Below are 24,758 nucleotides of genomic sequence, written 5' to 3'. Positions count from 1 at the left end.
TACTACTATTCTGAGGAGAACAAACAGCGATGAATATTTAAATACAAGTTGATCGATACAATAAGCACCAGGTTACCGGTCTACAAAAGATGATTACCTGGTGCTTATTTATAGTATAACTAGAATAAGGTTGGAGATAGGATTATATCGATTCCTAATAGGTATCTTTTTATAAGATATCAATACCTTCTCTTCTTAAAGACTCTTTTTTGTCCTCTTCCCATATACTGACTTGAACTTCGCCTATATGCTGTTTCTTGAGCATAAACATACAGACGCGCGATTGTCCGATACCTCCGCCCATGGATTCAGGCAATTCGTCATTCAGCAGCATGCTGTGAAAAGTCAGTTTTGATTTTTCTGTGCAGTTTCTGATTTCCATTTGATGTGCTAGCGCCATTTTATCAACGCGGATTCCCATGGATGAAAGTTCAAAAGCTGAATTTAAAATTGGGTTCCATACAAGAATGTCTCCATTCAATCCTTTGTGACCGGCTTCATTAGTTGTACTCCAATCATCGTAGTCCGCTGCGCGACCATCGTGAGCTACGCCATTGCTGAGGGCGCCTCCAATGCCATGTAAGAATACGGCACCGTGTTCTTTTGTAATGGCATTTTCACGTTCTTTAGCAGTTAGGTTGGGGTATTTTTGCAACAAGTCTTCAGATGAAATGAAAGTAATGGATTCTGGAAGAATCGCTTTTATAGTTGGATACTTGCTTTCAACCTGTAATTCGGTAAATCGCAAAGCTTCATAAATTTTTAGTACTGTTTCTTTTAATGAAGCCAAATTGCGTTGATTTTTATCAATTACTTTTTCCCAATCCCATTGGTCTACATAGATGGAATGAATAGGGGTGTAATCTTCATCAGGACGCAGTGCTTTCATATCTGTAACGATGCCTTCGCCAGATAACATCTCGAGCTCTTTTAAACGTACTCTTTTCCATTTTGCAAGGGAATGTACGACGACAGCTCTTTTTTCATTCAATGATTTTATTGGAAATGATACCGGACGCTCAATTCCATTCAGGTCATCATTTAACCCGGTCCCGTCCAAAACCACCAGTGGTGAAGAGATTGGAATTAAATTTAAGGCTTTTTTTAATTGTTGGACAAATGTATCTTTAACGAAGCTGATAGCAACTTCGGTATTTAAAAGTTTTCTTCCCTCCATATGTGTTAAATGAAATACTATGCGCGGACTGCTACGCATAGTTTTTTATTTTTTTATTCAGTTATTTGCTACAAAAGTATGAAAATATCATCGGTTAATGTGTTTGATTGTGATTTTTAATATTTATCTATTAAAAACTTGAAAAAATAAAAAAATTCTAACAAAATGGATACAGGCTAATATTTAATTATAAAACTAATAATCTTTTGAACAGCTAAAAGTGTTGGGTTACTTACCAAAAGAGCCTTGAAGGATCTTCAAGGCTCTTTTGTATAGACTGCATTATCGGTATTGGCTATACGGAAAAGCTTTCGCCACAAGCACATGTGCGACTTGCATTGGGATTGTGAAATTCAAATCCCTTTCCCTCCAAACCGTCAGAATAATCAAGCTCTGTACCAGCCAAATACAAAAATGATTTAATATCCAAACAGACTCTTACTCCTTTATCTTCAAAAAATTGATCGCCTTTTTTTTCTTCGTTGTCGAAGTTAAGCTTATAGCTTAAACCTGAGCAGCCTCCGCTTTCTACAGCAACGCGCACAAAGTAATTGCTGTCATATTGCTCATCCTTCATGATTTCCTCGATACGAGTTTTTGCCTTGTCAGTAACTGTAATCATAGTATTATCCTTTGTATAGCGCAAAGATACATACAATCTTGCTATATTTCTGCTGTAATAAAGTTTTTAGAATGTCATAAATTAATTGATCAGACTATCTTTGAACATTTGCCATATAGGCGATTGATCGCGTATTTTTTTGACAGCTTCTTTGATCATTTCCGCGCACTGGATAATCTCCTCTTTGGTGGTCAATAGGCTTAAGCTAAATCGAATAGCAGATAATGCGTTTTCTTTGGATTGTCCCATGGCCATTAGCACATGCGAAGGTTCCCTGGATCCGGTCACACAAGCCGAGCCAGAAGAAAGTGCCAGTTTGGGGCAGGCAGTCATTATTTCACTGGCTAGGATATGTCTGAAGCTGATGTAACTGGTATTTGGTAGACGCGGTACATTTTTCCCGTGAATGATGATTTCGGGGATATCGTTTAGCAATTCTTCCAAGAAGTCACGGTTTCTTTCAACTGTGCTATATAGTGCTGGGTGAATGAGGGAGATAGCCTTTCCAAATCCTACGATTGCAGGAACGTTGTATGTACCGCCCCTAAATTCATTTTCTTGGCCTCCACCTATAATAAGCGGGCTAATCTGAATCGGTCTCGACTTTCTCCGGATGTAGAGTGCGCCGACTCCTTTTGGCCCATGAACTTTGTGGGCACTTAAGCAGAGTATATCAATATTCAACTGCTGTAAATCGATATTGACTTTTCCGATGGCCTGTGTCGCATCACAAAAAAACAAAACATCTTTTTCGGTGCAGATTTCGGAAATATCCGTGATCGCAGACAATACACCTGTTTCGTTATTGGCCGCCATAATACAGACCAATATTGTTTGCTCGGTTATCGCACTTCTTAGATCATGCAGGGCAATCATGCCCTGAGCGTCTACTGGAAGATAGGTAACTTTTGCTCCTTTTTTAGCCAATTGCTCACAGCAACTTAATACGGCTTTGTGTTCTGTTGCGACGGTGATAATGTGCTTTCCTTTCGATTGATATTTTTCGAATATACCTTTAATGACGGTATTGATACTCTCCGTCGCGCCAGAATTGAAGAATATTTCTTTTGGAGCACAGTTAAGGGCAGCTGCAATATTGTTGCGGGCTTGCTGTACCGCTGCATTGCCCTCACGGCCCATTTGGTGATAGACACTTGATGCATTTGCATAGTTTTGGAGGAAGTAAGGTGTCATTTCGTTCCATACCTCATCCAAAATACGCGTCGTGGCATTATTGTCTAAATATATCATATCCTTCATTCGGATAAAGATATGAATAATGAAAGTTATGCTGAAGCCTTAACGTCAACTTCCTTTTTTTTGACATTTGGGTCATATCTTAAGCCCGGAGTTAACCAATACATCAGTATGATACGGGAATAGCGGTAGTTGAATGGAGACATTAACACAACGCTCATAATAGCGACTGTGGCATAGAGTATGAATGAAGAATCGTTGCCGGTTAAAATATAAGTTGCCATACAGGCGGTAACCATTTCAGCGATTGCAAAAGCATAGGTTACGTACATCGCACCATAGAAATATCCTGGTTCACGCTCATAGCGCAGGCCGCAGTATTCACAGTGGCTGTTCATTTTTTGGACTTTCATACCGTAGGCAGGTCCTTGATACACATGGCCGATTCTGCATCTTGGACATTTTGCTCGCCATGCAGCTTTAAATTCAGATAATTCGTATTTAACTTCTTCCATAGTTATAGTTGTTTTCTGAACTCTTCAGGTGTGAGTCCAGCAGATTTTTTGAAAAATTTAGTGAAATAAGAGTTGTCCTTAAATTGCAGTTCATCTGCAATTTCGGTAATATTTAAATTCCTATTGACCAGAAGTCGTTTCGCTTCAAGAACAATACGGTTCCGTATAATTTCTCCAGCAGATTGACCAATGTAGGATTTACAGATCGCATTGAGATGATTCGGTGTGATAAATAACTGATCTGCATAAATGCTGGGCAGCTTTGTGGCTTTAAACTGCTGCTCAACTAATTGCTGAAAGCTATTGAATATTTTATGATTGTAAGGGTTGCCTTTTTCGAGGTGCTCCTTCTCTGTACCAATTGATATAAATAATATAAACTGCAACAAAAGTGTACGGATATAATCTTCCGATAGCCGCTCGGTTTTCGCAAATATGATTTGATCCAGAATAGCTGTTGCTTGATTTCGATATTGGTCAGCCAAAACGAATATCAGATGTTCAATTTTGCCCTGTAAAAAACTGAAGCGTTCGAGGTAATCCGTACGTAAAAGAAAGGATTGAAAATAGTCGATAGAGAAATTGACAACATAACCGGCTTCATCTCCCACAAAATTCCAGGTATGGACCTGACCAGGAACCATAAAATAAATCTGATAAGGCTCAATCTTATACTGATTAAAATCAATGATATGCTCGCCCGAACCTTGCGTGAAAAGAACAAAATGAAAAAAATTATGTTTGTGTGGAAACACCATATCCTGATGTTTGATGATATATGTTTTAAGATCATCAATATGAAGCGTTGTGTTATTGTTCAGGTCAATACTACAACTATCAAGAATAGGTATGGTGTTTTTTCTAATCATATGACAAAATTAAGTTAAATATTATTTTTAAAGTGGTGTTTATTTGTTATTCTGTGGTGTTTTTCAATGATTTTGTCATTTTGATTACAAGAAGATCCTATTGGCAAAATCGTGTTCTTAGCTTTTATTTGGTATTGACACATGTTACTGCTCATGACGCAAACCAGATTGGGATTTGGAGCACATTGTTTATCGCTAAGTTTTCTGTTTTTGAATAGGCTGTTGGTATGAGGTCTCAGGGACATTTGAGTAATTTTGCGGTCAGAATGCTCCTATGGATGTTTGAGCATGCGATCGATACTTCGTACGGTAGAAATATAAAAGCGGAGGGGGAAATCACCTTGAGCGTGCTCCTCTCAACTGGAAACGTATGTAAAAGTCCCAGGCCACCTGTTTTATTCTGGTTCGGACGATAGTGTCACGATATTGACTATTTGTGCCTGAACGAGAAGAGCTGATTAGCGAAATGCCGGAAATTCCACGCAGGAGAAAAATATGCTGGAGTTGAAGAGAAAGGAAATTTATAGGACTTCCAATTTGATTAACGAAGCCCTTCCGAAAATTCAATCCTGATCATTTCCCAAGGCATTGAGGAGAACAAAGTACCTGTAGGCAATAATCGCCTGCTGGTACTTTTTTAATTTTAGAGGATCCATCTGACTGTATCGGGGTAAGATGGCCTTATTTAAGTTGTTCAACAGCTGATAAAATCTTCTTTTCATTCGTATAATTATTATTGGTATACTTCTTTATTGATGACTTGTGGCATTTTTTCACCTCTGATTGCTGCCAATAAATTATTGGCAGCCATTAAGGCCATATTATCCCTGGTTTCTACGGTGGCAGACCCGATATGAGGAAGGATGCATACATTTTCCATTGCTAAGAGTGGATTATCTGGCCTCATCGGTTCAGGGTCTGTCACGTCAAGTCCTGCACCCCATAATTCGCCAGCCTGCAATGCTGCTGTCAGATCGAATTCATTGACCAATCCACCTCTTGCAGTATTCACTAATATAGCGGAGTTTTTCATGCGTGCAAATGCATTTTTGTCAAACCGGCTTTTAGTCTCCGCTGTCAAAGCAGCGTGTATGGAAAGTACATCGCTACGCGTTAGCAATTCATCGAAATTTACATATTTGGCGCCCAAAACTCGCTCTGCTTCCTCATTTCTGCTCCGATTATAGTAGATAATTTCCATGTTATATGCTGCTCTGGCTTTTCTGGCAAGTTCAAAGCCAATCCTCCCCAGTCCATAGATGCCCAGTGTTTTATTGTTAAGTTCAATCCCTAGGTTTTCAGTAGGATCGAACCCTTCCCATTTACCCTGCAATATTCTTTTATGGTTGAAAAAGGCTTTTCTCGATACCGCTAGCATTAAAAGAAAGGCGACGTCTGCGGTTGCCCCAGAAAGTATACCCGGGGTGTTGCTCACAGGGATTCGACGCTGTGTTGCGGCTGAAATGTCCACATTATCATAGCCGACGCTCATGAGTGATAGGGCTTTAAGGTTGGGACAGTTTTCAAAAAAATTGGCATCAAACTTTTGCATCCCACCGTTAAGGACGTAGTCGCATTGTTGGCAGGCTTCGATGAGCTCGTTTTCGGAAAGTGGGCTGGCCGATTCGTGAATTGTAATCTCGTGGCCTGCAGATTGTAATAGATCTATGCCTTTTTGTGGAATTTTTTTTGTGATGAATATCTTCATGTATGTAAATGCTTTTTTATTCTCATAAAAACTTATCGTCATTAGGACAACAAAAAAAGCCATATTGTTGTTTCAATATGGCTTATTATTCGTGATGTTTTAATCTTTAATTCTTATGAAGGAGATAATTTAAAATAGCTTTACCCTGATCATCGGTAGAGATAGCTGAATTTGATAGCATGACCACTCCACTTTTTTTATCTGGGGATAAGGCGAGATACGAGCTACTTCCGGCCGTTGCGCCGTTGTGCCAGAAGACCGTAAGGTTGTCAATCAAACTCATATGCCATGCCAGGCCGAGGTCTGTGTCGGGTGGTAGAAAAAATGTAAATAATCTGGTATTTGCCATGGCATTTTCCAATGGAGTCTGCGGCATTTTGAATTGCGCGTTCGCAAATTTCAGTAGATCCTCGAGCGTGGATTTTAGCGCACCAGCTGGGGCAAATACGTCAAACGACCAAGGTAATGCTTCTTGCCCCTCTTTGTTATATACTTTAAAAGTATCTTTCCTTTTAGGTTCTAATACTTGAAAAGTATTGTTCATTTCAAGTGGTTTACAAATGATATCCCTTACAAGCTGATCGTAACTTTTTTTATAAAGACTGCATATGATATCCCCGAGAACAGCATAACCTAGATTGCTGTACTCATACTCTTCGCCCGGATTTTTCTTGTTTTTAAATCCTGAAAGATAGTTGTAAAGTGCTTTTTTGTCATACGTTTTGTAAGGATCGTTCTCGTTGAAACCGTTTACTTTGTCAAAATTATCCGGAAGCCTCGGTAAGCCGGAGGTATGGTTAGCCAACATTTGAAATGTTATTTTTGAAAGCTCTTCATTTTTTTTGAGTGAGTCAGGAAGGAATAGGGCTATAGGTTGATCTAAAGTGACTGTTCCTTCTTCGACAAGATTTGACAAAAGGATAGCGGTAAAAACTTTACTCAACGAGCCAATTTCATAAATAGACGTTTTTGTGGGCGGAGTCTGGTTTCCTTTGGCCGTCTCGCCATAAAAATAAGTTTTGGTTTGTCCATTCTTTATAATACCAATGGCAAGGGATTGTGTATTTTGTTGTTTGAGGTAAGCGTGCGCAACAGAATCAATAAACAGGTCATCGTTATCTACCGATTTTTGTGTGGCAGGCACCATGATCGTTTTTTCGACTTGTGGTGTTGTAGTCGAAGGAGTAAACTTTAGCGTATGAAATTTTAGGGTCGGATCTGTTGCGAACAGGACATCGTAAGATTTGCTATCGAAGTCCATCTGATAAGTTGCGATCCCTTTTTCAAATCTTTTTCGTGTTGAGCTTTTTACTCTTCCTAATGGGTATAGATTTTCGAGTACCTGCGTGAATCGAGAAAGATTAAATTGTTGTTTGAATGAATCGCTGGCCAAATTATAGGCTGAGTCAGTCATCTGCGAATTGATAAAAAACTCCAGCTTATTATATACTCCTCTGTTGATCTGTTCTTCGGAACTTGTTTGGGCAAAAGAGTATGATGAGATGCCCAGCAATATGAGTGTAATAAAATTTTTCATAACTATTGATGGGCACAAATCTACGTAATGTTTAAATTCCAATCAATTGTTTTAATCGCGCATAGCCTGATTTACTGATGTTGAGCTTTTCGCCTGATACTAGTGCTGCAATGTAAGAATCCTTTTCATAAGGTTCTAGTTTGGCTAATTGATCGACTTTAATGATAAAAGAACGATGGATACGCACAAATTGATTTGAATCCAACGCTTTTTCAAAAAATGCCATGGTTTTATTTTTTAGGTACATGCCGTCTTTGGTATGAATTTTAACATAGTCATCGTAAGATTCGAGATATTTGACTGTATCAATTGGAATAATTTTGATCTGTGTACCTGTTTTGACAACAATACGGTCAATTTTTGTTTCGTCTTGGGCTGTAAGTACCTCATAGTTGGGCTGTACTTTTTTTTCTGGAGCCGAGAAGTTTGTCCTAAATTTTTCTAATGCTTTTTTGAAACGCGCAGGTGATACTGGTTTTAACAGGTAATCTAATGCATTTTTTTCAAAAGCTTTTAAAGCGTATTCATCAAAAGCGGTCGTAAAGATAACAGCTGGCGGACTGTCTATGAGTTCAAGCATTTCAAACCCTGTTAATTTGGGCATCTGAACATCCAGAAAAATTAAGTCAGGTTCATGGGTATGAATAGCCTTAACGCCTTCAAAACCATCTCCACATTCGGCAACGACAGTTACATCGGTCTCGTTTTTTAAATAACCGGCAATAATGGAGCGTGCCAAGGGTTCATCATCGATAATAACGACTTTAATCATATTGAGGTATTTTTAGGGTACTGATAAATATATTGTCTAGTATTTGCGTTTCCAGCAGGTCATTTCTTCCATAGAGGAGATACAATCGACGTTGAATGCTCGAGAGTCCAAACCCGGTGCCTTTTTTTGGTTTTGATTGTTCTTCAGTGTCGAAAGGATTGGTGATTTGAATCCATAATTGACCTTCATTTGACTGGCATTTTATTTTTATTTCGACCTGATCCCTCACGTTGTAGAGTCCATGCTTAATAGCGTTCTCTACAAGGGGTTGGATGATCATTGCGGGTAGTCTGTTGTTAAAAATTTCTTCTGACGAAGAAATGGATGTATTTAGTCTATGACCAAAACGTACTTTCTCGATATCGAGATAAAGCTGTAGATGGTCAAGTTCTTCTTCGAGTGTGATGATTTGGTTATTTTCCTTCCTTAACGTCCCTCTCAGAAAATCCGAGAGCTGGAATGTCATATTACGGGCTTCGTCGGGATTTGCACCAATAAGCGCTATAATGGAATTGAGGCTATTAAATAGAAAGTGTGGTTGCAATTGTTGCCTGAGATTGTATAATTCGGCTTCCCGAAGCAGATTTTCGGACTCTTGTTTTCGTTTGATATTATTGATATTGTCTTCTTGAATATTCCAAACGATGTTGATAATGGCAACCGATGTTAAAATGAGGAAATTAACAATGCCGCGATACGGTAAAGTTAAATCCAGGAGAGGGGTGAAGTTAGATTGAATAAAATAACTCATTAAGAATCGGCTTAATCCGATGCTTATTCCGCCCATGATTAATCCGATAATCAGTACTTTCCATATTTCTCTTGGTTGTGGGGTATAGAAGTTTAGTGCAGATGACATGCCATAACAGCAGAACATCATGACTACACTATTGATAAAGGAATCTTTGAATGCGAGTTGTTGGTCAAAGCCAGAACGAAGCATCAATAAGTATTGTAACGCGAGATATCCGATAAATACGGATATACATATAATGCCAATTAAACGACTTTTAACACTGAGGAACAGCTTGTTTTTCATTTATTAAGCATTTTTTATGGTTAAATTACCTAGAATACAGGTGCCTGTAATATAGATTTTTTTATCCGTATCGGGGTTATAGATCGTTTGGAATCGGCGGTCATCGACAGATCCTAAGATGGAAGCCACGTTACTGAACACCGTCCAATGCGGAGGGATTATAATGCGTGCGCTACCAAACAATTGAAACGTATCGATCACAATCGGCTGTTGGATGTCAGCTTTTGTTAAATCCAGTTCTATACTTCCAAATACATTGGTCAAATTACCTCCTCTAAAATTTTTAGAGTAAATTACTTTCTTTTGTCCCGCAAAGATTGTATTCAGATTGAGGTTATCCTCAAATGACTGTTGAAAAGGATCTTTTCCTTTGTCGCCAAAAGCCTGCTGATTAGGCGAGGCTTGTTGGCTTGGATCGTATTGCTCATTAAATGGTCTTGATTCCTGGTCAGCAAGGCTAACGTCTGTAATCCCTTCGGTCGGCACAGTTACTCGCTTGTCCCAGTCGTAAGATCCTTGAGGCGGATTGGGGTAAGTGGGTGGAACCATCGGAGGTTTCCTTTTACTCATAATAAAGTAAATCCCAAGAGAAATGATAATGATAGGAACGGTTACCGAACCAAAGTCGGTACGCATCATTCTCGAGATGAGGCTTGCTCCACCGATGATCAATAGAATAATCGCCGATTTTTTCTGAAATTGGGAATTTATGCCAATGACTAATCCAATAATAATTAATATCGTTTGCCAACCAAATAACCAATCTGGAAACCAGCTTCCTAGATTTAGGTTGTTCAGTAATAAGAATATACCTACGATAATTACAATCGCTCCTACAATATTGCGGCTATTATTGCTGTTTGGTATGATGGGTTCTTTTTCCATAATGTTTTTACTATTTATGACTCAAAGATAGCGTCACCAATATATTCTACACATTTGCTTTAGGTAATACAACTTATATTTTCGGTAAATGTAATGATTTCGTCGGTAAAAAATCTCGCTGTTCAATTTTTCTCCCTGTTATAAAAAGGAGTGGGCTGCCATTTTTACGCGTTATTGTGTTTTTTTTTAATATTATTTGGTGGATTAAAATGAATTATTATATATTTATCAAAGATTAAGATTACTTTAAACTTAAATAACAACCAATGGGAGATTTTGAAAACAAAGAACGTGAAGAAGTTTTTTCAAAAAAGGTGAGAGCAGGTAAGCGTACTTATTTTTTTGATGTAAAAGCAACTCGATCGAACGATTACTACATTACTATCACAGAAAGCAAGAAGCGCTTTGAGGATGGCCAGTTTATTAAGCATAAGATTTTCTTGTACAAAGAAGATTTTGAAAAGTTCGCAGAAGGTTTGACGGATGTGGTGAACTACATCAAATCTAACCAGGAGGTAATCGAGAAACGTTATGAGCCTAACTTTGACGATGCATACGCTGAAGAAGCGGGAGCGCGTTCCAAAGACGATTTTTCGTTCTAGTATCGTAGAGCGAAATCTTAATGAAAAAAAGAAATAAAAGCCACTGAAGTGGCTTTTTTATTGTTTGACGAGTATTCCCTGTATGCCGTCCTAGGATGAGACTAGCGGAATGCTTCGCAGAAAATCATTTAATACCATATTGAATTTTTCGGGTTCCTCAAGATTGGGCAAGTGACCAGATTCGTCAAATTCCACATAGCGGACATCGGGGATATTTTCGATGAGTATATTGGTCTGTTCCTCACTCATCAGCTTGTCGTGTTTTCCTTTTATAACCAATGTTGGGATAATAATTGTTTTTAGTGAATGGCTTGTGTCTGTCCGGGATGCGAGAGCGAGCTGTGTCGCGCAGATGCTGGCGACTTCATTTCTCCGTATACAGCTTTTGATCAGTTCAACAGCTTCGGCATTTTCGCGGATTGTTTTGTCGTGAAATACATTGCCTATAAAACCAATGGCAAAAGGCCGTCTGCCATATTTTAGTAAAGCCTGGATAGAATCAAATCTTTTTTGCTTGGCTTTGTTGTCATCAGCAAGGGAATTAGTGTCGCATAGAATAAGCCCTCTAAGCTGTTGCCCGATCAATTCGTAGGTTCGCAGTGCGATGTAGCCTCCCATGGAAATGCCGCACAGGATGACGTGGTTGAGGTCGAGTTTGCGAATAAATTCTACTAGATCTTTGGCAAAGACATCAATGGAGAAAAAACCATGACCGTTGGTACTGAGGCCATGTCCTCGAACATCAATTGCTATACCCGTATAGTCTTCATCCAAATCTTGAAGCTGTTGTTTCCAGGTGTTTTTATTAAACGGGAAACCATGGATAAATATAATGGTTTTGGGGGAAGGGGCTAAGATGCTCGGTCTGATGTAATAGGAGATACTAATATCTCCAATGCGTATTTTACTGCGCTTTAATTCTCTTTTGTTCATGAATAATAGCATTTGTCCGTGTCTGAAAAAAAAAGTTGATATTTTAAATATAATATTATCAACGAGATAAAAGAAATGTTGTTGTGTAAAGTTGAAAAAAGAGAAAAAATGTTTGTTAAATTGATAAATATAACGATATTTGCATCACCAAAACGGAAATGAATACTATTTTATTTTCTTTGCCTAGCGCTCCTAGCTCAATTGGATAGAGCATCTGACTACGGATCAGAAGGTTAGGGGTTCGACTCCCTTGGAGCGCACGATACAGATTCTGTACGATAAAAAAAAGGCATTCCTAGCTCAATTGGATAGAGCATCTGACTACGGATCAGAAGGTTAGGGGTTCGACTCCCTTGGAGCGCACGATACAGATTCTGTACGATAAAAAAAAGGCATTCCTAGCTCAATTGGATAGAGCGTCTGACTACGGATCAGAAGGTTAGGGGTTCGACTCCCTTGGAGTGCACGTAATGAAGCCAGTCAATTTGATTGGCTTTTATTTTGGAAGCTGCTTACCAGCTGTCAAAGGAAGGCGATAGACTTCTTTTTGAAAAAAAATTTGTAAAAAAAACGAATTCTGACTATATTTGCATCACCAAAACAAATGGGACAGAGTTCTAAACGTATTGGTTTATTGCGCTCCTAGCTCAATTGGATAGAGCATCTGACTACGGATCAGAAGGTTAGGGGTTCGACTCCCTTGGAGCGCACGACTGAAAAGCCTAGTCATCATCTGTGATTAGGCTTTTATTTTTTAACTCGTTTTAATTTCTTAAATAAAACTATGCTAAACCTTGTAATATTTGGCCCTCCGGGTGCAGGTAAGGGAACCCAATCTGCAATGCTTATTGAAAAATATCAATTGGTGCACATTTCTACTGGTGATATTTTTAGAGCACATATTAAAGGTCAAACCCCGCTTGGTCAACAAGTGAGCCAGATTATTGCTGAGGGGAATTTAGTGCCAGATTCGATTACAATAGCAATGCTGGAGGAGGAAGTAAAGAAAAATCCGGATGCAAAAGGATTTATTTTCGATGGATTTCCTCGCACTGTTGCGCAGGCTGAGGCTTTGGATGCTTTTTTAGAAGGTATCAACACCTCCATTTCAGTCGTAATCGCACTGGATGTAAATGAGGATGAATTGAAAGATCGTATTGCCAAACGGAGGGAGATTTCTGGACGTGCGGATGATGACGCAGATAAATTAGTGAAGCGTATTGATGAATATTTCACAAAGACGATTCATGTATTGCCTTATTATGAGGCTCAGGGTAAGCTTTCTAAAGTGAATGGTATCGGCGAGATCGAGACTATCTTTAAGAGCTTAACCGATATCATCGATAATTATTAATTAAGGTAAATACTTTTTAGACTGTAATAAATTATAATGGCGCAAGGTTCGAATTTTGTTGATTATGTGAAAGTGTGTTGTCGTTCTGGACATGGTGGGGCAGGTTCGGCTCATTTGCACCGTGATAAACACACGGCTACAGGCGGGCCTGATGGTGGTGACGGCGGTCGTGGAGGGCATATTATCCTAAAAGGAACGACTAATCTCTGGACGTTACTTCATTTAAAATATCGTAAGCATATTATTGCATCAAACGGTGAATCTGGAGGCAGCTCGCTACGCACGGGTGCAACTGGTCGCGATGAGATATTGGAGGTTCCGCTGGGTACTATAGCAAAGGATGCGGAGACTGGCGAGGTGTTATTTGATATTACAGAGGAAGGTGAAACCAGGATACTGGTGCCGGGTGGAAAAGGTGGTCTGGGTAACTGGCATTTTAAGTCGCCTACGCAACAGACACCACGGTTTTCGCAACCAGGCCTTCCTGGTAAAGAGCAGTGGATGATACTGGAACTGAAGGTTCTTGCAGACGTTGGATTGGTAGGATTCCCAAATGCGGGTAAATCGACGTTACTGTCGGTCGTATCTGCTGCAAAGCCAGAAATCGCAAACTATCCATTTACGACGCTCGTACCTAATTTGGGTATGGTGAGCTATCGGGACAATCGTTCCTTTGTAATGGCTGATATTCCGGGAATTATTGAGGGGGCTTCTGAAGGGAAAGGCTTGGGTTATCGTTTTTTACGACATATTGAGCGGAACTCAGTGTTGTTGTTTATGGTCCCTGCTGATACGGACCGGACGATCCGTGAAGAGTATGCCATTCTTTTAAATGAATTGACCGCTTATAATCCTGAATTGGCCGATAAACCGAAACTGTTGGCTATTACCAAGTCTGATATGCTCGACGAAGAGTTGGAGAAGGAGATGGAACAGGAACTACCGGAAGATATTCCTTATATTTTCATTTCTTCGGTGACTGGTAAGAATATATTGCCATTGAAAGATATGATCTGGAAAGCGATCAACTCTTAAAATTCGAAAATATAAATAGTAAGGGCGCTTCAAGATACGAAGCGCCTTTACTGTTTATGTTGATTTACATAGGCAATAAAAAAAGAGATTTTTTTTAAGTTTTTTTGCTAATTTAACTCCATTATTTTATCCATGATGGGAGGAGAGTTTCCATTCCGTCGCCAAACTAAATCTAAATGAAAACAGAAGAAGAAAAGTATTGCGTGCAGTGTGGTAAATTGATTACGATCAAGGCCGAAGTTTGTCCGTATTGCGGTGTAAGACAGCCGATATTTTATGCTAACCAGCCCTTTCAACAACAAAATAGTACGTTTCAGGACGATAGATGGTTGCCGGCCCTGTTGTTTTGTATCTTTTTGGGACCATTTGGTGCGCATCGGTTTTATTTGGGACAAATTGGTACGGCAGTTATTCAGTTGGTCACTTTGGGCGGCTGTGGTATTTGGTATCTGATCGATTTGATTATGATTATTGTCGGAAAATATAGGGATGCGGACGGCAATTATATCAAAAGTCCGATCAACAATTAATGATTATGTTTTTCCTGAAATACCTAAAACATCATTGGATATACTCGCTGATCATCGGGTATTTCGGGATCGCCATTGGCTTGCACCTTTTGGCAGATATACACATTCTTATCCCCTGTGTGTGGAAGGCGATAAGTGGATATAACTGTCCGGGCTGTGGCCTTACGCATGCTTTTATTGCGTTGTTGCACTTGCGGTGGCAAGAGGCGTGGTTAGAAAATCCATTGATTTACTTGATTGTGCCGGTGTTGACTGCGCTGACTTTGAGAGACTTTATTCGTTTTTGGCAGTTGGAATCAAGGTGAAATAAAAAAATGAAAAATGTTTTCACTTTTAAGCGATAAGTCTTAACTTTGTCTCCCGTGAAAATTAAAGAAAAGACTTTATTGGTAGGTGCCTTAGGAAACGGTTTGTCAATCGTGATGATGCATTGTTAATTGATATTTAGCCCATTTGAGGGCTTTTTTTATATCCAATCAAGAAGGCTTTAAAATTCATAAAAGTAAGGATACACATTTTATAATATTACATCGATAATGACCAACTACAGCAAATTGCCTGCAATTTTAGTTTTAGAAGATGGTACAGTTTATCACGGTAAAGCCGCTGGTAAAATTGGTACGACTACTGGGGAAATCTGTTTCAACACAGGGACAACCGGTTATCAAGAGATTTTTACAGATCCATCTTATTTTGGACAAATCATGGTAACGACCAATGCCCATATTGGTAACTATGGTATTGATGAGGACGATACCGAATCAAATCACATTCAGATTGCGGGATTAGTTTGTAAGAATTACAACATCAACTATAGTCGTAAAATGGCTGATGAATCTATCCAAAGCTATTTTGAAGAGGGGAATTTAGTTGGTATTTCTGATGTGGATACGCGTTCTTTGGTAAGACATATACGTGATAAAGGAGCAATGAATGCAATTATTTCTTCCGAAACATTGGATGTGGAAGCATTAAAGCGTCAATTGGCGGAAGTTCCTTCAATGGATGGACTCGAGCTGTCTTCAAAAGTAACGACAGCAGAACCTTATTTCTTCGGTAATGAAAATGCTTCGTTGCGAGTAGCGGTTTTGGACTTGGGAATCAAGAAAAATATCTTGCGGAATTTTGAAGCTCGCGATGTATATACGAAGGTATTTCCTGCGAAGACGACATTCGAAGAAATGGAACAATGGAATCCTGACGGCTACTTTATTTCCAATGGTCCTGGTGATCCAGCTCCGATGGATTACGCTATCGAGACAGTAAAAGCTATTTTGAACGCGAATAAACCAATGTTCGGCATTTGTTTAGGTCATCAGATCCTCGCATTGGCAAATGGTATCCGCACCAGTAAATTGCATAATGGGCACCGTGGGATCAATCACCCAGTGAAGAATATCATTGCTAATCGTTGTGAAATTACGTCGCAAAACCATGGTTTTGGGGTTGTAGCTGAAGACATTGAAAATTCTGATTGCGTTGAGGTAACACATGTTAATTTGAACGATCAGTCTATTGAGGGAATCCGTATCAAAGGGCAAAAAGCATTCTCGGTGCAATATCACCCCGAATCATCACCAGGTCCTCATGACTCACGTTATTTGTTTGATGATTTTGTAGCACTGATCAAAAACTAAAACGTATAATATTATATAAAAACCCTTCATATTTTGAAGGGTTTTTTATTGAAGCCACCATACCAATTATTCAGAATACGCACATTTTATTCAGAATAAATAGGGGAATAAATACATTTTTTGTTATATTTGGTTGTGAAAAATGTCTGTAGATGAGAGTGTGTCTTATCTACACTAAGTAATGAAAATAAATTATAGTCTAATAAAGAGATGAGTTTAATTATCGATGTTCATGCGCGTCAAATTTTGGATTCGCGCGGTAACCCTACAATCGAAGTAGATGTTACTACACAAAATGGTTTTGTTGGTCGTGCAGCTGTACCTTCAGGTGCTTCAACAGGTGTTCACGAAGCAGTTGAATTGCGCGATGGCGACAAGTCAACATATTTGGGAAAAGGTGTTTTGAAAGCTGTTGAGAATGTAAATACTACAATTGCTAAAGCTTTAGAAGGTGTAGATGTTTTCGAACAAAATGCCATCGATAAAATCATGATTGATTTAGACGGTAGCGAAAATAAAGGTAATTTGGGTGCAAATGCTATTTTGGGTGTGTCATTAGCGGTGGCAAAGGCTGCAGCCCAAGAGTCACGCCAACCATTATACCGTTATATTGGTGGTGTAAATGCAAATACGTTGCCTATCCCGATGATGAATATTATCAATGGTGGTTCTCACTCTGACGCGCCTATCGCATTTCAGGAATTTATGATTATGCCTGTTGGTGCTCCTTCGTTCTCTGAAGCTTTGCGTTGGGGTACTGAGGTTTTCCATACGTTGAAAAAAATATTGCATGACAGAGGTCTTTCAACAGCTGTAGGTGACGAAGGTGGTTTTGCACCAACTTTTGAAGGTACTGAAGATGCTATTGAAACCGTGCTCAAAGCGATTGAGATTGCTGGTTACAAACCAGGTCAAGACATTTGTTTAGCATTGGATTGTGCTTCTTCTGAATTCTACAAAGACGGTAAATACGATTATGCCAAGTTTGAAGGGGATAAAGGTGCTGTACGTTCGAGCGAAGAACAAGCGAGCTATTTAGCAGAATTGACAGCAAAATACCCAATTATCTCTATTGAAGATGGTATGGCTGAAGATGATTGGGCAGGATGGAAAACATTGACAGACAAAATCGGTGACCATGTTCAATTGGTTGGTGATGATCTTTTTGTAACAAACACAAAGCGTCTTCAACAAGGTATAGATACGCATACTGCAAACTCTATTTTGGTAAAAGTAAATCAAATTGGTTCATTGACTGAAACGATCAACGCAGTGACTTTAGCGCAAAATTCTGGATATACTTCTGTCATGTCGCACCGTTCTGGAGAGACTGAAGATGCTACTATCGCTGACTTAGCTGTAGCGTTAAACTGTGGTCAGATCAAAACAGGTTCTGCTTCCCGTTCTGATCGTATGGCTAAATACAATCAATTGTTGCGTATCGAAGAAGAATTGGGTGGTAATGCCCGTTTTATCGGTAAAAACTTTAAATACGCTAAAAAGTAAGCAAAAGCTTGTTTTTAAATATTAAAGCCGAAGTATATGCTACTTCGGCTTTTTTGTAGTGATGAATTTTCCAACGATTTTCTCGATTGTCAACTCATTTACGCTCGTGCTTTGTCTTTATTAAAACAAGGTATTGGGGGTATTTTTATTTGGATGAGTCAGATCCAAGTTTAATGTTGTGTTCAGTTTTTTGATAAAATGTGTCGCCAGTAGGGGGGATTCCACCTCAATGTTTTGGTGAATAAAGAAGTACAGTTTTTGTAGGCCATTTTCTCGCCACAACTTCAACACATCGATCCATTGATCCAGTCTATCATAATCTGACGCGTGGTTGGCACCAACATAACGGATAAAAGCAGTAGGCGTGGTTAGATGCATATGCAACATATCTCGTCGGCCTGCAGTATCGACCAGAATATTAGTCACATTGGTCTCTTCCAACAGAGCATATAGTTCTTTTGTGACATCGGATTTTGAAAACCACTCTTTATTTCGCACTTCCAATGCCAGAGGAACTTCTGTAGGCCAGTCATGTAAGAATAGTTTTAAACGGGCCATATCCTTTGGGTTATAATTGTCATGCATCTGTAGAAAGGCCATACCCAGTTTTTCATCGAAATGAACGATAGCGTCTGTAAAAAGTTTCACCTTATCAGCAGTGTTTAACAATCGGCTGAAATGACTGATAGATTGTGGAATCTTTGGAAAGAACTTGAAGTTAGCAGGTGTTTTATGTTTCCAGGTCTCCACCTGATCTATGCTAGGCGAATTGTAGAATGTAGCATTGAGTTCGATGCTGTTAAATTGTGTGGAGTAATACGCAAGTTCATCTTTTGTACCTCTCGGGTAAAAACCCTTTAAATCCTGTTTATTCCATTTTGCACAACCTACATATACCTCGAAAGGCTTGTCATTTTTGAAATGCTGCAATAGGTTTAATGTTTCTGGTGGAGTTGGGGGAAGGGTAAAGTCGATTTCCTCAGGATGTTCTACTTGGCCGAATTTCATATCAGTTTTTTCTTAATTTATAATCAAATAATACATGAGCCAACAGGGCCAAAAGCGTATAGCATGTACCTACGAAAATAACGCCTGGCCATTGAAAGTGTTGCCATGCCTGTGCAGCAAAAAAGGTGCCTGTTGATCCGCCAATAAAATAGCTGACCATGTATACCGTGTTAAGTCGGTTATTGGCGCCAAGGTTTAGTGCATAGAAATCACTTTGGTTTAGGATGTGCATGGATTGTAGGCCAAGGTCAATCAAAATAACGCCGAAGATCAGTCCCCAATGATAATTACCAAAGAGGGCAAATAACAACCAGCTAAACAACATTAATAGAATAGCGTACAGGATAATTTTTGCTTTGCTCATGTATACAGTCAGTCTATTGACGAAAGCAGCGGCTAGTGCGCCGCATGCGCCTACGAGGCCAAATGCTCCGGCGGTTGCCGGGCCATCAAAGAAAGGTGGGGCCGCAAGGTGGAACACAAGTGTTGTGAAGAATGCAGAAAAAGCGCCAAAGCCCATGGCTCCACGGAATGCCGCTAATTGCAGTACGGGCTGTTTCTTTGCAAAGTCCCAGACCGAACGCATCAATTCGCTATAGGTACCTTTAAAATTAGGCATCACTTCAGGTAACCTGATGGCTATGGCTATGGCCGTAACGATCATGATCACTGCGGCGATACAGTACATTTCACGCCATCCGAAATAAGACCCGATAAATCCGCTTAAAACCCGCGAAAGTAATATACCGATCAGCAGACCCGACATGACCATTCCTATGGCCGAAGCCTGCTTTTCTTTCTGCGCAAGTTCCGCAGCCATAGGAACAAAAACCTGAGGAATAACGGACGTAAAACCTATCAAAAAGCTGAATATTAAAATCGATAGAATTGAGGTGGAAATAGCCATACCTATTAAGGAAAAGATAATAAAAACGAAGTCGATCAAGATCATTTTTTTGCGTTTAAACATGTCTCCTAAAGGAACAATCAGTAAGAGACCAAATGCATACCCGATCTGAGTCAACATAGCTGAATTGCTAACCGTAGCCTCATCAACATGGAGGTCTTTGGCAATCAATCCTAGTAAGGGCTGATTGTAATAATTGTTGGCGACAACCAAACCAGTGGCGATGGTCATAAGCCACAAGGTTGCTTTCGGTAATTCTTTTTTTGAATCTATTGTTTGCAACATGGGTATTTAATGTAATTCATCCCAAAGATCCTGAAACTTCTGTTTCAACGCTGCCACTTCTTCCTCCAATTGAGCTACTCGATCTAGTAAGACCTGGTCATTTGGGGAGCTGCCCACGGTACCGCTAGTTTCGTAAACTTCAAGATTGATTTCTCCCAATAAATGAATATAACGGACTTCTTTATGTCCCATCTGTTTCGGTAAAGATTTAATGTAACCTTCTTGGGCTAATTTTTCCAATTGTGCATTGATTTCGCTCAATGACTCAAATTCATACAATCTTCCGGAGTTTGAGTTGATTTCACCTGCGGTCATTGGTCCCCTAAGAAGCAATAAACAAATAATGGATAATTCAGAAGGCACGAGTGGAAACTGGATGGCAAAATTGTGTTTATACTTCGTGACACGTGACCCGCCACCTATAACAGTAGCGATTAAGCCCTTTTTCTTCAATACATCCAGCGTAGCAACAATATCCTCTTCTGTATACTGTACAACTGGCTTACGGGAAGTTTTTTGATTACAAGCAGCTTGTAAGCTGTTGATGGTCATTGGGTAATATTCAGGGGTAACTCTCGATTTTTCGATTAGTGAGCCTAGCACACGTTGTTCCATGGCAGACAATTGGGGCAAATTAGTTGTTTCCATTTATTTTCAATAATAAAAATTTATGATCGAGTACAAGTATGCTGTTATGGTGTAATAACATTGGCTTGCCGGTTGTTCTTTCTCAAAGATGCCCTTTTTCTCATATAACTCCAAAGATCCAATCGATATTGTTGAAATAAATTGGTACGGGTTATGTATTTAGATTTCTTATATTCGCATGAGTAATATAAGATTTAAGGTGCTTAAGATAGCTTTTCGTCCAGAATTTGTACACCCCCTAAAAGAAGGGCATCGTTTTCCGATGTTGAAGTATGAGCTCATTCCTCTACAGTTAAAACATGAAGGGATAGCGGATGAGTCTAATTTTTTCAGTCCTGAACTTGCGAGCTTTGAATCCTGTTGTCTGGTGCATGATCCGGTATATGTAAGGCAGTTATTTGAGCTTACACTGGATTCCAAAATGGTCCGTAGAATAGGTTTTCCATTGAGCCAAAGTCTTATTGACAGGGAACGCTATATTCTCGATGGGACAATCCAAAGTGCAAACTATGCACGGGCGTATGGGGTAGCATTTAATATTGCCGGAGGAACCCATCATGCTGGTTATGATTTTGGTGAAGGCTTTTGTTTGATAAATGATCAGGCAACCGCAGCTGGGTACCTACTGAAGCAGCAATATGCCAGTCGTATCCTGATCATTGATCTGGATGTACATCAAGGTAATGGTACTGCGCATATTTTTAAAGGACATCAGCAGGTATTTACATTTTCGATGCATGGCGAGAAAAATTATCCCTTTATCAAACAGCGATCGCATCTAGATATAGGTTTATCGGATGATATCTCGGATGCAGAATATCTTGGTTTATTGGAAGATAACTTAGCGGATATATTCAGGAAATTTGAGCCTGACTTTGTTTTCTACCAAGCTGGGGTAGACATTTTAGAAACAGATAAGCTAGGGAAGTTAAATTTAAGTATTAGCACCTGTCGTCGCAGAGACGAACTGGTCTTTGAGATATGCCATAAAAATCGCATCCCTATTCAGGTAAGCATGGGAGGAGGCTATTCTCCCGAAATTAAAGATATTGTCAATGCACATTGTCAGACTTTTAAAATAGCAATAGATTTATATAATTTATAAGATAAAAATATGTTTTTTCACCAAGATGCAACTTTTGAAGCGTTATCTATTCATCGCGTGGGCAATAAGGCCCAGGATGAATTTTATATTTTGTCAGATGCCCCCGTTTCTCTTGCGGAAGATGAAGTGCTACCTGGGCTACTGATGCAATATTTTATGAGTCCCTTTGCAAAGGTGAACGAGGTATATCGTCTGTATCATCCCAATGAAGAATTAGAGCTGAATGAGATTTTCTATTTTGTAAGACAGTATTTCAAGAATCAGCTTCCATTTCATGATTTTTCCCAACAAATTTCAAAACACCTGTATGAAGTTTCCAATCATCCTAAAATTAAAGCAGGAGAGGTGTATGTCGTAGCGTTGAAGAACGTTCAGATCGAAGGGGAAGAGCATGATGCCATCGGTATATTCAAATCGGAGAACAAGGAAACTTATCTGAAAGTATATCCAGAACAAGGTGCATTTCTGTTGGAGTATGAACAAGAAGCAATTAATATTAATAAACTGGATAAAGGCTGTATTATTATCAACGTAGAAGAGGAAGAAGGATATAAGGTATTGGTGCTTGACCAGACGAATAGGCAGCAGGAAGCGGTTTACTGGAAAGATGATTTTCTTCAACTGCGCGTGCGCAATGATAACTTTAATCAAACCGGCAATTATCTGAAAGTTTATAAGAATTTTGTGGAGGAAAAATTGGATGAGACTTTTGAATTGGAAAAAGCGGACAAGATTGATCTGTTAAATAAATCCATGAACTATTTTAAGGAAAAGGAAACATTTGTACAAGAAGAGTTTGAGGAGGAAGTGTTAGGGAATCCACGGGCAATTGCTTTATTCCAAGATTTTAAAGCTGGTTTTGAGGATGAATTTGACACGCCGTTTCAGGCAAATTTTGAAATAGCAGACAAAGCCGTAAAAAAAATGGAATCTTCTTACAAGTCTGTTTTAAAGCTTGATAAGAATTTTCATATCTATGTTCATGGTAAACGTGAATATCTGGAAAAAGGTTATGATGAGGATAAGGGTATGAATTTCTATAAGGTTTATTTTGAGAACGAAAGTTAATCGTTTTAAAAATTATTGAATGGAAAAGCGGGATAAAATAGCGGTTTTTACTTTTTTTGCTCTATTTATTGGGACTTTATTTTTCTCCGTGACCGAGAAAAACAGCCAATGGATTGAGGTCTTTTATGCACAGGGATTTTATCGTTTTTATAGTAATGTTTCGAGGTTTGTGTTTGGTTATATTCCCTTTAGTCTAGGCGATCTCTTTTATGTTGCAGTTGTTGTGTTTTTTCTCTATTTAGCTGCGAAATTAATTGGAAACATATGGAAAAGAAGATGGAAAAGATTTGTTCGATTAGTATTGTCCATGATCAATTTGTTATTCGGACTCTATTGTTTCTTTTACCTATCTTGGGGGCTCAACTATTACCGTCAGCCAATCAGTACAAATGTACATCTACAAGTCGATAGCTTAAGACTAGCGGATTATCTAATGGTATTGAATGATTTTTTGGATAGTACAAATACCTTGCGTGAACATGTAAATCCATCGCAATGGGAAGAGCGTAAAGAGTTTATTCAAAAAGAGTTGACAAGATGGGTCAAAAACGATACAACGTTTGCGGATTTTTTATCAACAGATCAAATTGGCGCAAAATCACCGATTAATAGCCGTATGGTTTCTTTTTTTGGTGTGTCGGGCTATTTTAATCCATTTACCCACGAAGCTCAAGTGAATAAAGCCATGCCAGCAACTTTTTTACCATTTACTACTGTGCATGAACTTGCTCACCAGCAAGGCATCGGTTTTGAAGATGAGGCAAATTTTATTGCTTTCGTGCGCTTACAGAATCATCCTCAAAACTTTTACCGGTATTCGGCCTATCTACAGACCTCCCTATATATGTTGCGTGAGCTTCAGGGCATGTATCCTGAGTTATGGAAAGATTTTAAAGGGCGATTAAGTGTAAAGGTGTTGAGAGACTTAGCAGGAGAAAGACAATTTTGGAGTCAATATACTGGGTGGGTCGACGATGTAATGGGATTGTTTTATAACCAATACCTAAAACACAATAATCAGCAGGAAGGAATAGCCCGATATGATCGGATGACGCGGCTGGTATTGGCCTATGAGCTTAAAACAAGAGGGTGTAGGCAGTAGGATAGGGATTATATATGTAAAAAAAGCCGTATTTAAAAAAGAATACGGCTTTTTTATGATTTTAACTTTAGTGTTATTGGGTTGAAATTAGTTCAAATGTTCCTTCTGTTCCGGGGCTCCCAGAGAAAATTTGCCCTTGAGGCAGTCCTCTTAATCCGGTGGGGGCGGTTTTAATCCGGTCGTAAATATTTCTTAAGTCCGAATTTGCATTGACGGCACGTCCACCTGCTACTACATCTGCATAAATATAATTTGTCGCTTTCTTGTCCGTTGTTTGAGGTTTAATACTTCCGTTTGTTAAAGTGACTTTAACTTTTCCTCCATTTCCGTTCGGAAAAGTTTTGGTTCCATTGAAAGCGTCATCTCCTTTTGCAATGATATATAGGGACCCTAATTTTTGAAAATTAGCACTGATGTCAAAATTAGTTCCGTTATTCTTCCCATCTGTTCCATGGATAGTTGCTTTGTTTCCAATTTCAGCATAACCAATGGTGAGCTTAACATTTTTCTTACCATAGAAAGAAAAAGTAGAATTATCCTTCATGATCAAGGTATCGATGTGTATAGCGACAGTAGAATCTCTATTATCTATATTTTTTTTTGCCTTTTTACCAATTTCTAATTTAGAAATATGTTGTACTTCCTGTGCTTTACCTGTTAAGGTCATTGCAAAACAAAGAAAAAAGCCTAGAATAATTTTACATTTCATAACCCTTT

At 39.0% G+C, this 24,758-nt stretch carries 27 protein-coding genes and 4 tRNA genes; 14 read left to right on the top strand and 17 right to left on the bottom strand.

Annotation, left to right across the window (positions count from 1 at the left end; all coding sequences use genetic code 11):
* Window positions 1-169: 169 nt before the first annotated feature.
* The 11 genes from asnA to J2X77_RS05480 all read right to left on the bottom strand — a co-directional run bounded on the left by asnA (window position 170) and on the right by J2X77_RS05480 (window position 10,321).
* On the bottom strand, window positions 170-1,177 hold the full coding sequence (gene asnA / locus J2X77_RS05530) for an aspartate--ammonia ligase (RefSeq protein WP_209574785.1): 1,008 nt from the start codon (window positions 1,175-1,177) through the stop codon (window positions 170-172).
* Window positions 1,178-1,472: 295 nt separating this feature from the next.
* On the bottom strand, window positions 1,473-1,799 hold the full coding sequence (locus J2X77_RS05525) for an iron-sulfur cluster assembly accessory protein (RefSeq protein ID WP_209574783.1): 327 nt from the start codon (window positions 1,797-1,799) through the stop codon (window positions 1,473-1,475).
* An 81-nt stretch (window positions 1,800-1,880) separates the two neighbouring features.
* Window positions 1,881-3,050, bottom strand: coding sequence for a cysteine desulfurase family protein (locus tag J2X77_RS05520; RefSeq protein WP_209575135.1), 1,170 nt, complete (start codon window positions 3,048-3,050; stop codon window positions 1,881-1,883).
* A 35-nt stretch (window positions 3,051-3,085) separates the two neighbouring features.
* Window positions 3,086-3,511: a DUF983 domain-containing protein gene (locus J2X77_RS05515; protein WP_209574781.1), complete on the bottom strand. Its 426-nt coding sequence runs from the start codon at window positions 3,509-3,511 to the stop codon at window positions 3,086-3,088.
* Between the two features lie 2 nt (window positions 3,512-3,513).
* Complete coding sequence (locus tag J2X77_RS05510) at window positions 3,514-4,380, bottom strand: AraC family transcriptional regulator (protein WP_209574780.1); 867 nt, start codon at window positions 4,378-4,380, stop codon at window positions 3,514-3,516.
* 563 nt (window positions 4,381-4,943) lie between these two features.
* On the bottom strand, window positions 4,944-5,102 hold the full coding sequence (locus J2X77_RS05505) for a hypothetical protein (RefSeq protein WP_209574778.1): 159 nt from the start codon (window positions 5,100-5,102) through the stop codon (window positions 4,944-4,946).
* Between the two features lie 11 nt (window positions 5,103-5,113).
* Window positions 5,114-6,088: a D-glycerate dehydrogenase gene (locus tag J2X77_RS05500; protein ID WP_310079556.1), complete on the bottom strand. Its 975-nt coding sequence runs from the start codon at window positions 6,086-6,088 to the stop codon at window positions 5,114-5,116.
* A 106-nt stretch (window positions 6,089-6,194) separates the two neighbouring features.
* Entirely contained in the window at window positions 6,195-7,625 is a 1,431-nt protein-coding gene (locus tag J2X77_RS05495) for a serine hydrolase (protein WP_209574774.1), read from the bottom strand.
* A 31-nt stretch (window positions 7,626-7,656) separates the two neighbouring features.
* A complete protein-coding gene (locus tag J2X77_RS05490) occupies window positions 7,657-8,397 on the bottom strand; it encodes a LytTR family DNA-binding domain-containing protein (protein WP_209574772.1) in 741 nt (246 codons plus the stop codon).
* On the bottom strand, window positions 8,390-9,436 hold the full coding sequence (locus tag J2X77_RS05485) for a sensor histidine kinase (RefSeq protein ID WP_209574770.1): 1,047 nt from the start codon (window positions 9,434-9,436) through the stop codon (window positions 8,390-8,392). Before J2X77_RS05485 ends, J2X77_RS05490 begins: the two co-directional genes overlap by 8 nt.
* Before the next feature lie 3 nt (window positions 9,437-9,439).
* The gene (locus tag J2X77_RS05480; RefSeq protein ID WP_293885052.1) at window positions 9,440-10,321 is read right to left on the bottom strand and encodes a LiaF transmembrane domain-containing protein; all 882 of its coding nucleotides are present in this window, start codon (window positions 10,319-10,321) and stop codon (window positions 9,440-9,442) included.
* Between the two features lie 266 nt (window positions 10,322-10,587).
* On the opposite strand from J2X77_RS05480, the gene J2X77_RS05475 reads away from it, so the two are divergent.
* The gene (locus tag J2X77_RS05475; protein ID WP_209574768.1) at window positions 10,588-10,923 is read left to right on the top strand and encodes a DUF3276 family protein; all 336 of its coding nucleotides are present in this window, start codon (window positions 10,588-10,590) and stop codon (window positions 10,921-10,923) included.
* 90 nt (window positions 10,924-11,013) lie between these two features.
* Here the strand turns inward: J2X77_RS05475 and J2X77_RS05470 are convergent, their stop codons facing one another.
* Complete coding sequence (locus J2X77_RS05470) at window positions 11,014-11,856, bottom strand: alpha/beta fold hydrolase (RefSeq protein ID WP_209574766.1); 843 nt, start codon at window positions 11,854-11,856, stop codon at window positions 11,014-11,016.
* Window positions 11,857-12,042: 186 nt separating this feature from the next.
* On the opposite strand from J2X77_RS05470, the gene J2X77_RS05465 reads away from it, so the two are divergent.
* From J2X77_RS05465 to J2X77_RS05435, 7 genes are all read left to right on the top strand, one after another.
* A tRNA-Arg gene (locus tag J2X77_RS05465) sits at window positions 12,043-12,116 on the top strand.
* Window positions 12,117-12,145: 29 nt separating this feature from the next.
* Window positions 12,146-12,219: transfer RNA gene (locus tag J2X77_RS05460), tRNA-Arg, on the top strand.
* A 29-nt stretch (window positions 12,220-12,248) separates the two neighbouring features.
* Window positions 12,249-12,322 (top strand) — tRNA-Arg (locus J2X77_RS05455).
* Window positions 12,323-12,492: 170 nt separating this feature from the next.
* Window positions 12,493-12,566, top strand: a tRNA-Arg gene (locus J2X77_RS05450).
* 74 nt (window positions 12,567-12,640) lie between these two features.
* Entirely contained in the window at window positions 12,641-13,210 is a 570-nt protein-coding gene (locus tag J2X77_RS05445; protein ID WP_209574764.1) for an adenylate kinase, read from the top strand.
* A 36-nt stretch (window positions 13,211-13,246) separates the two neighbouring features.
* On the top strand, window positions 13,247-14,245 hold the full coding sequence (gene obgE, locus J2X77_RS05440) for a GTPase ObgE (RefSeq protein WP_209574762.1): 999 nt from the start codon (window positions 13,247-13,249) through the stop codon (window positions 14,243-14,245).
* Between the two features lie 176 nt (window positions 14,246-14,421).
* On the top strand, window positions 14,422-14,775 hold the full coding sequence (locus J2X77_RS05435; RefSeq protein WP_209575131.1) for a TM2 domain-containing protein: 354 nt from the start codon (window positions 14,422-14,424) through the stop codon (window positions 14,773-14,775).
* A gap of 23 nt (window positions 14,776-14,798) precedes the next feature.
* On the opposite strand, the gene J2X77_RS05430 is transcribed toward J2X77_RS05435, so the two are convergent.
* Window positions 14,799-14,945 (bottom strand): hypothetical protein, encoded by a 147-nt coding sequence (locus tag J2X77_RS05430; RefSeq protein ID WP_293885053.1) that lies wholly within the window; start codon window positions 14,943-14,945, stop codon window positions 14,799-14,801.
* Between J2X77_RS05430 and J2X77_RS23690 the strand changes: the two genes are divergently transcribed.
* The 3 genes from J2X77_RS23690 (at window position 14,895) to eno (ending at window position 17,918) form a co-directional block, all read left to right on the top strand.
* A complete protein-coding gene (locus J2X77_RS23690) occupies window positions 14,895-15,080 on the top strand; it encodes a DUF2752 domain-containing protein (protein WP_409050303.1) in 186 nt (61 codons plus the stop codon). The two genes, J2X77_RS05430 and J2X77_RS23690, sit on opposite strands and share 51 nt — an antisense overlap.
* A gap of 231 nt (window positions 15,081-15,311) precedes the next feature.
* Window positions 15,312-16,412, top strand: a complete 1,101-nt coding sequence (gene carA / locus J2X77_RS05425; protein WP_209574758.1) for a glutamine-hydrolyzing carbamoyl-phosphate synthase small subunit — start codon at window positions 15,312-15,314, stop codon at window positions 16,410-16,412.
* A 210-nt stretch (window positions 16,413-16,622) separates the two neighbouring features.
* Window positions 16,623-17,918 (top strand): phosphopyruvate hydratase, encoded by a 1,296-nt coding sequence (gene eno / locus J2X77_RS05420; RefSeq protein ID WP_209574756.1) that lies wholly within the window; start codon window positions 16,623-16,625, stop codon window positions 17,916-17,918.
* Between the two features lie 120 nt (window positions 17,919-18,038).
* On the opposite strand, the gene J2X77_RS05415 is transcribed toward eno, so the two are convergent.
* The 3 genes from J2X77_RS05415 to J2X77_RS05405 are packed head-to-tail and all read right to left on the bottom strand — an operon-like array spanning window position 18,039 to window position 20,766.
* Window positions 18,039-18,926: a DUF72 domain-containing protein gene (locus tag J2X77_RS05415; protein WP_209574753.1), complete on the bottom strand. Its 888-nt coding sequence runs from the start codon at window positions 18,924-18,926 to the stop codon at window positions 18,039-18,041.
* 1 nt (window position 18,927) lies between these two features.
* Complete coding sequence (locus tag J2X77_RS05410; protein ID WP_209574751.1) at window positions 18,928-20,118, bottom strand: MFS transporter; 1,191 nt, start codon at window positions 20,116-20,118, stop codon at window positions 18,928-18,930.
* 6 nt (window positions 20,119-20,124) lie between these two features.
* Entirely contained in the window at window positions 20,125-20,766 is a 642-nt protein-coding gene (locus J2X77_RS05405; protein WP_209574748.1) for a YceH family protein, read from the bottom strand.
* 178 nt (window positions 20,767-20,944) lie between these two features.
* Here J2X77_RS05405 and J2X77_RS05400 point away from each other — a divergent pair, with 178 nt between their 5' ends.
* The 3 genes from J2X77_RS05400 to J2X77_RS05390 are packed head-to-tail and all read left to right on the top strand — an operon-like array spanning window position 20,945 to window position 24,041.
* A complete protein-coding gene (locus tag J2X77_RS05400) occupies window positions 20,945-21,871 on the top strand; it encodes a histone deacetylase (protein WP_293885056.1) in 927 nt (308 codons plus the stop codon).
* Between the two features lie 9 nt (window positions 21,872-21,880).
* Window positions 21,881-22,939 (top strand): nucleoid-associated protein, encoded by a 1,059-nt coding sequence (locus tag J2X77_RS05395; RefSeq protein WP_209574746.1) that lies wholly within the window; start codon window positions 21,881-21,883, stop codon window positions 22,937-22,939.
* Window positions 22,940-22,958: 19 nt separating this feature from the next.
* A complete protein-coding gene (locus J2X77_RS05390) occupies window positions 22,959-24,041 on the top strand; it encodes a DUF3810 domain-containing protein (protein WP_209574744.1) in 1,083 nt (360 codons plus the stop codon).
* A 73-nt stretch (window positions 24,042-24,114) separates the two neighbouring features.
* On the opposite strand, the gene J2X77_RS05385 is transcribed toward J2X77_RS05390, so the two are convergent.
* Window positions 24,115-24,750, bottom strand: coding sequence for a hypothetical protein (locus J2X77_RS05385; RefSeq protein WP_209574742.1), 636 nt, complete (start codon window positions 24,748-24,750; stop codon window positions 24,115-24,117).
* Between the last annotated feature and the right edge of the window lie 8 nt (window positions 24,751-24,758).

Origin of the sequence: Sphingobacterium sp. 2149 (assembly GCF_031455655.1) — a bacterium.
Lineage (GTDB): Bacteria > Bacteroidota > Bacteroidia > Sphingobacteriales > Sphingobacteriaceae > Sphingobacterium.
The sequence above is the reverse complement of the archived record's forward strand: the minus strand, read 5'-3'. Positions and strand labels throughout refer to the sequence as shown.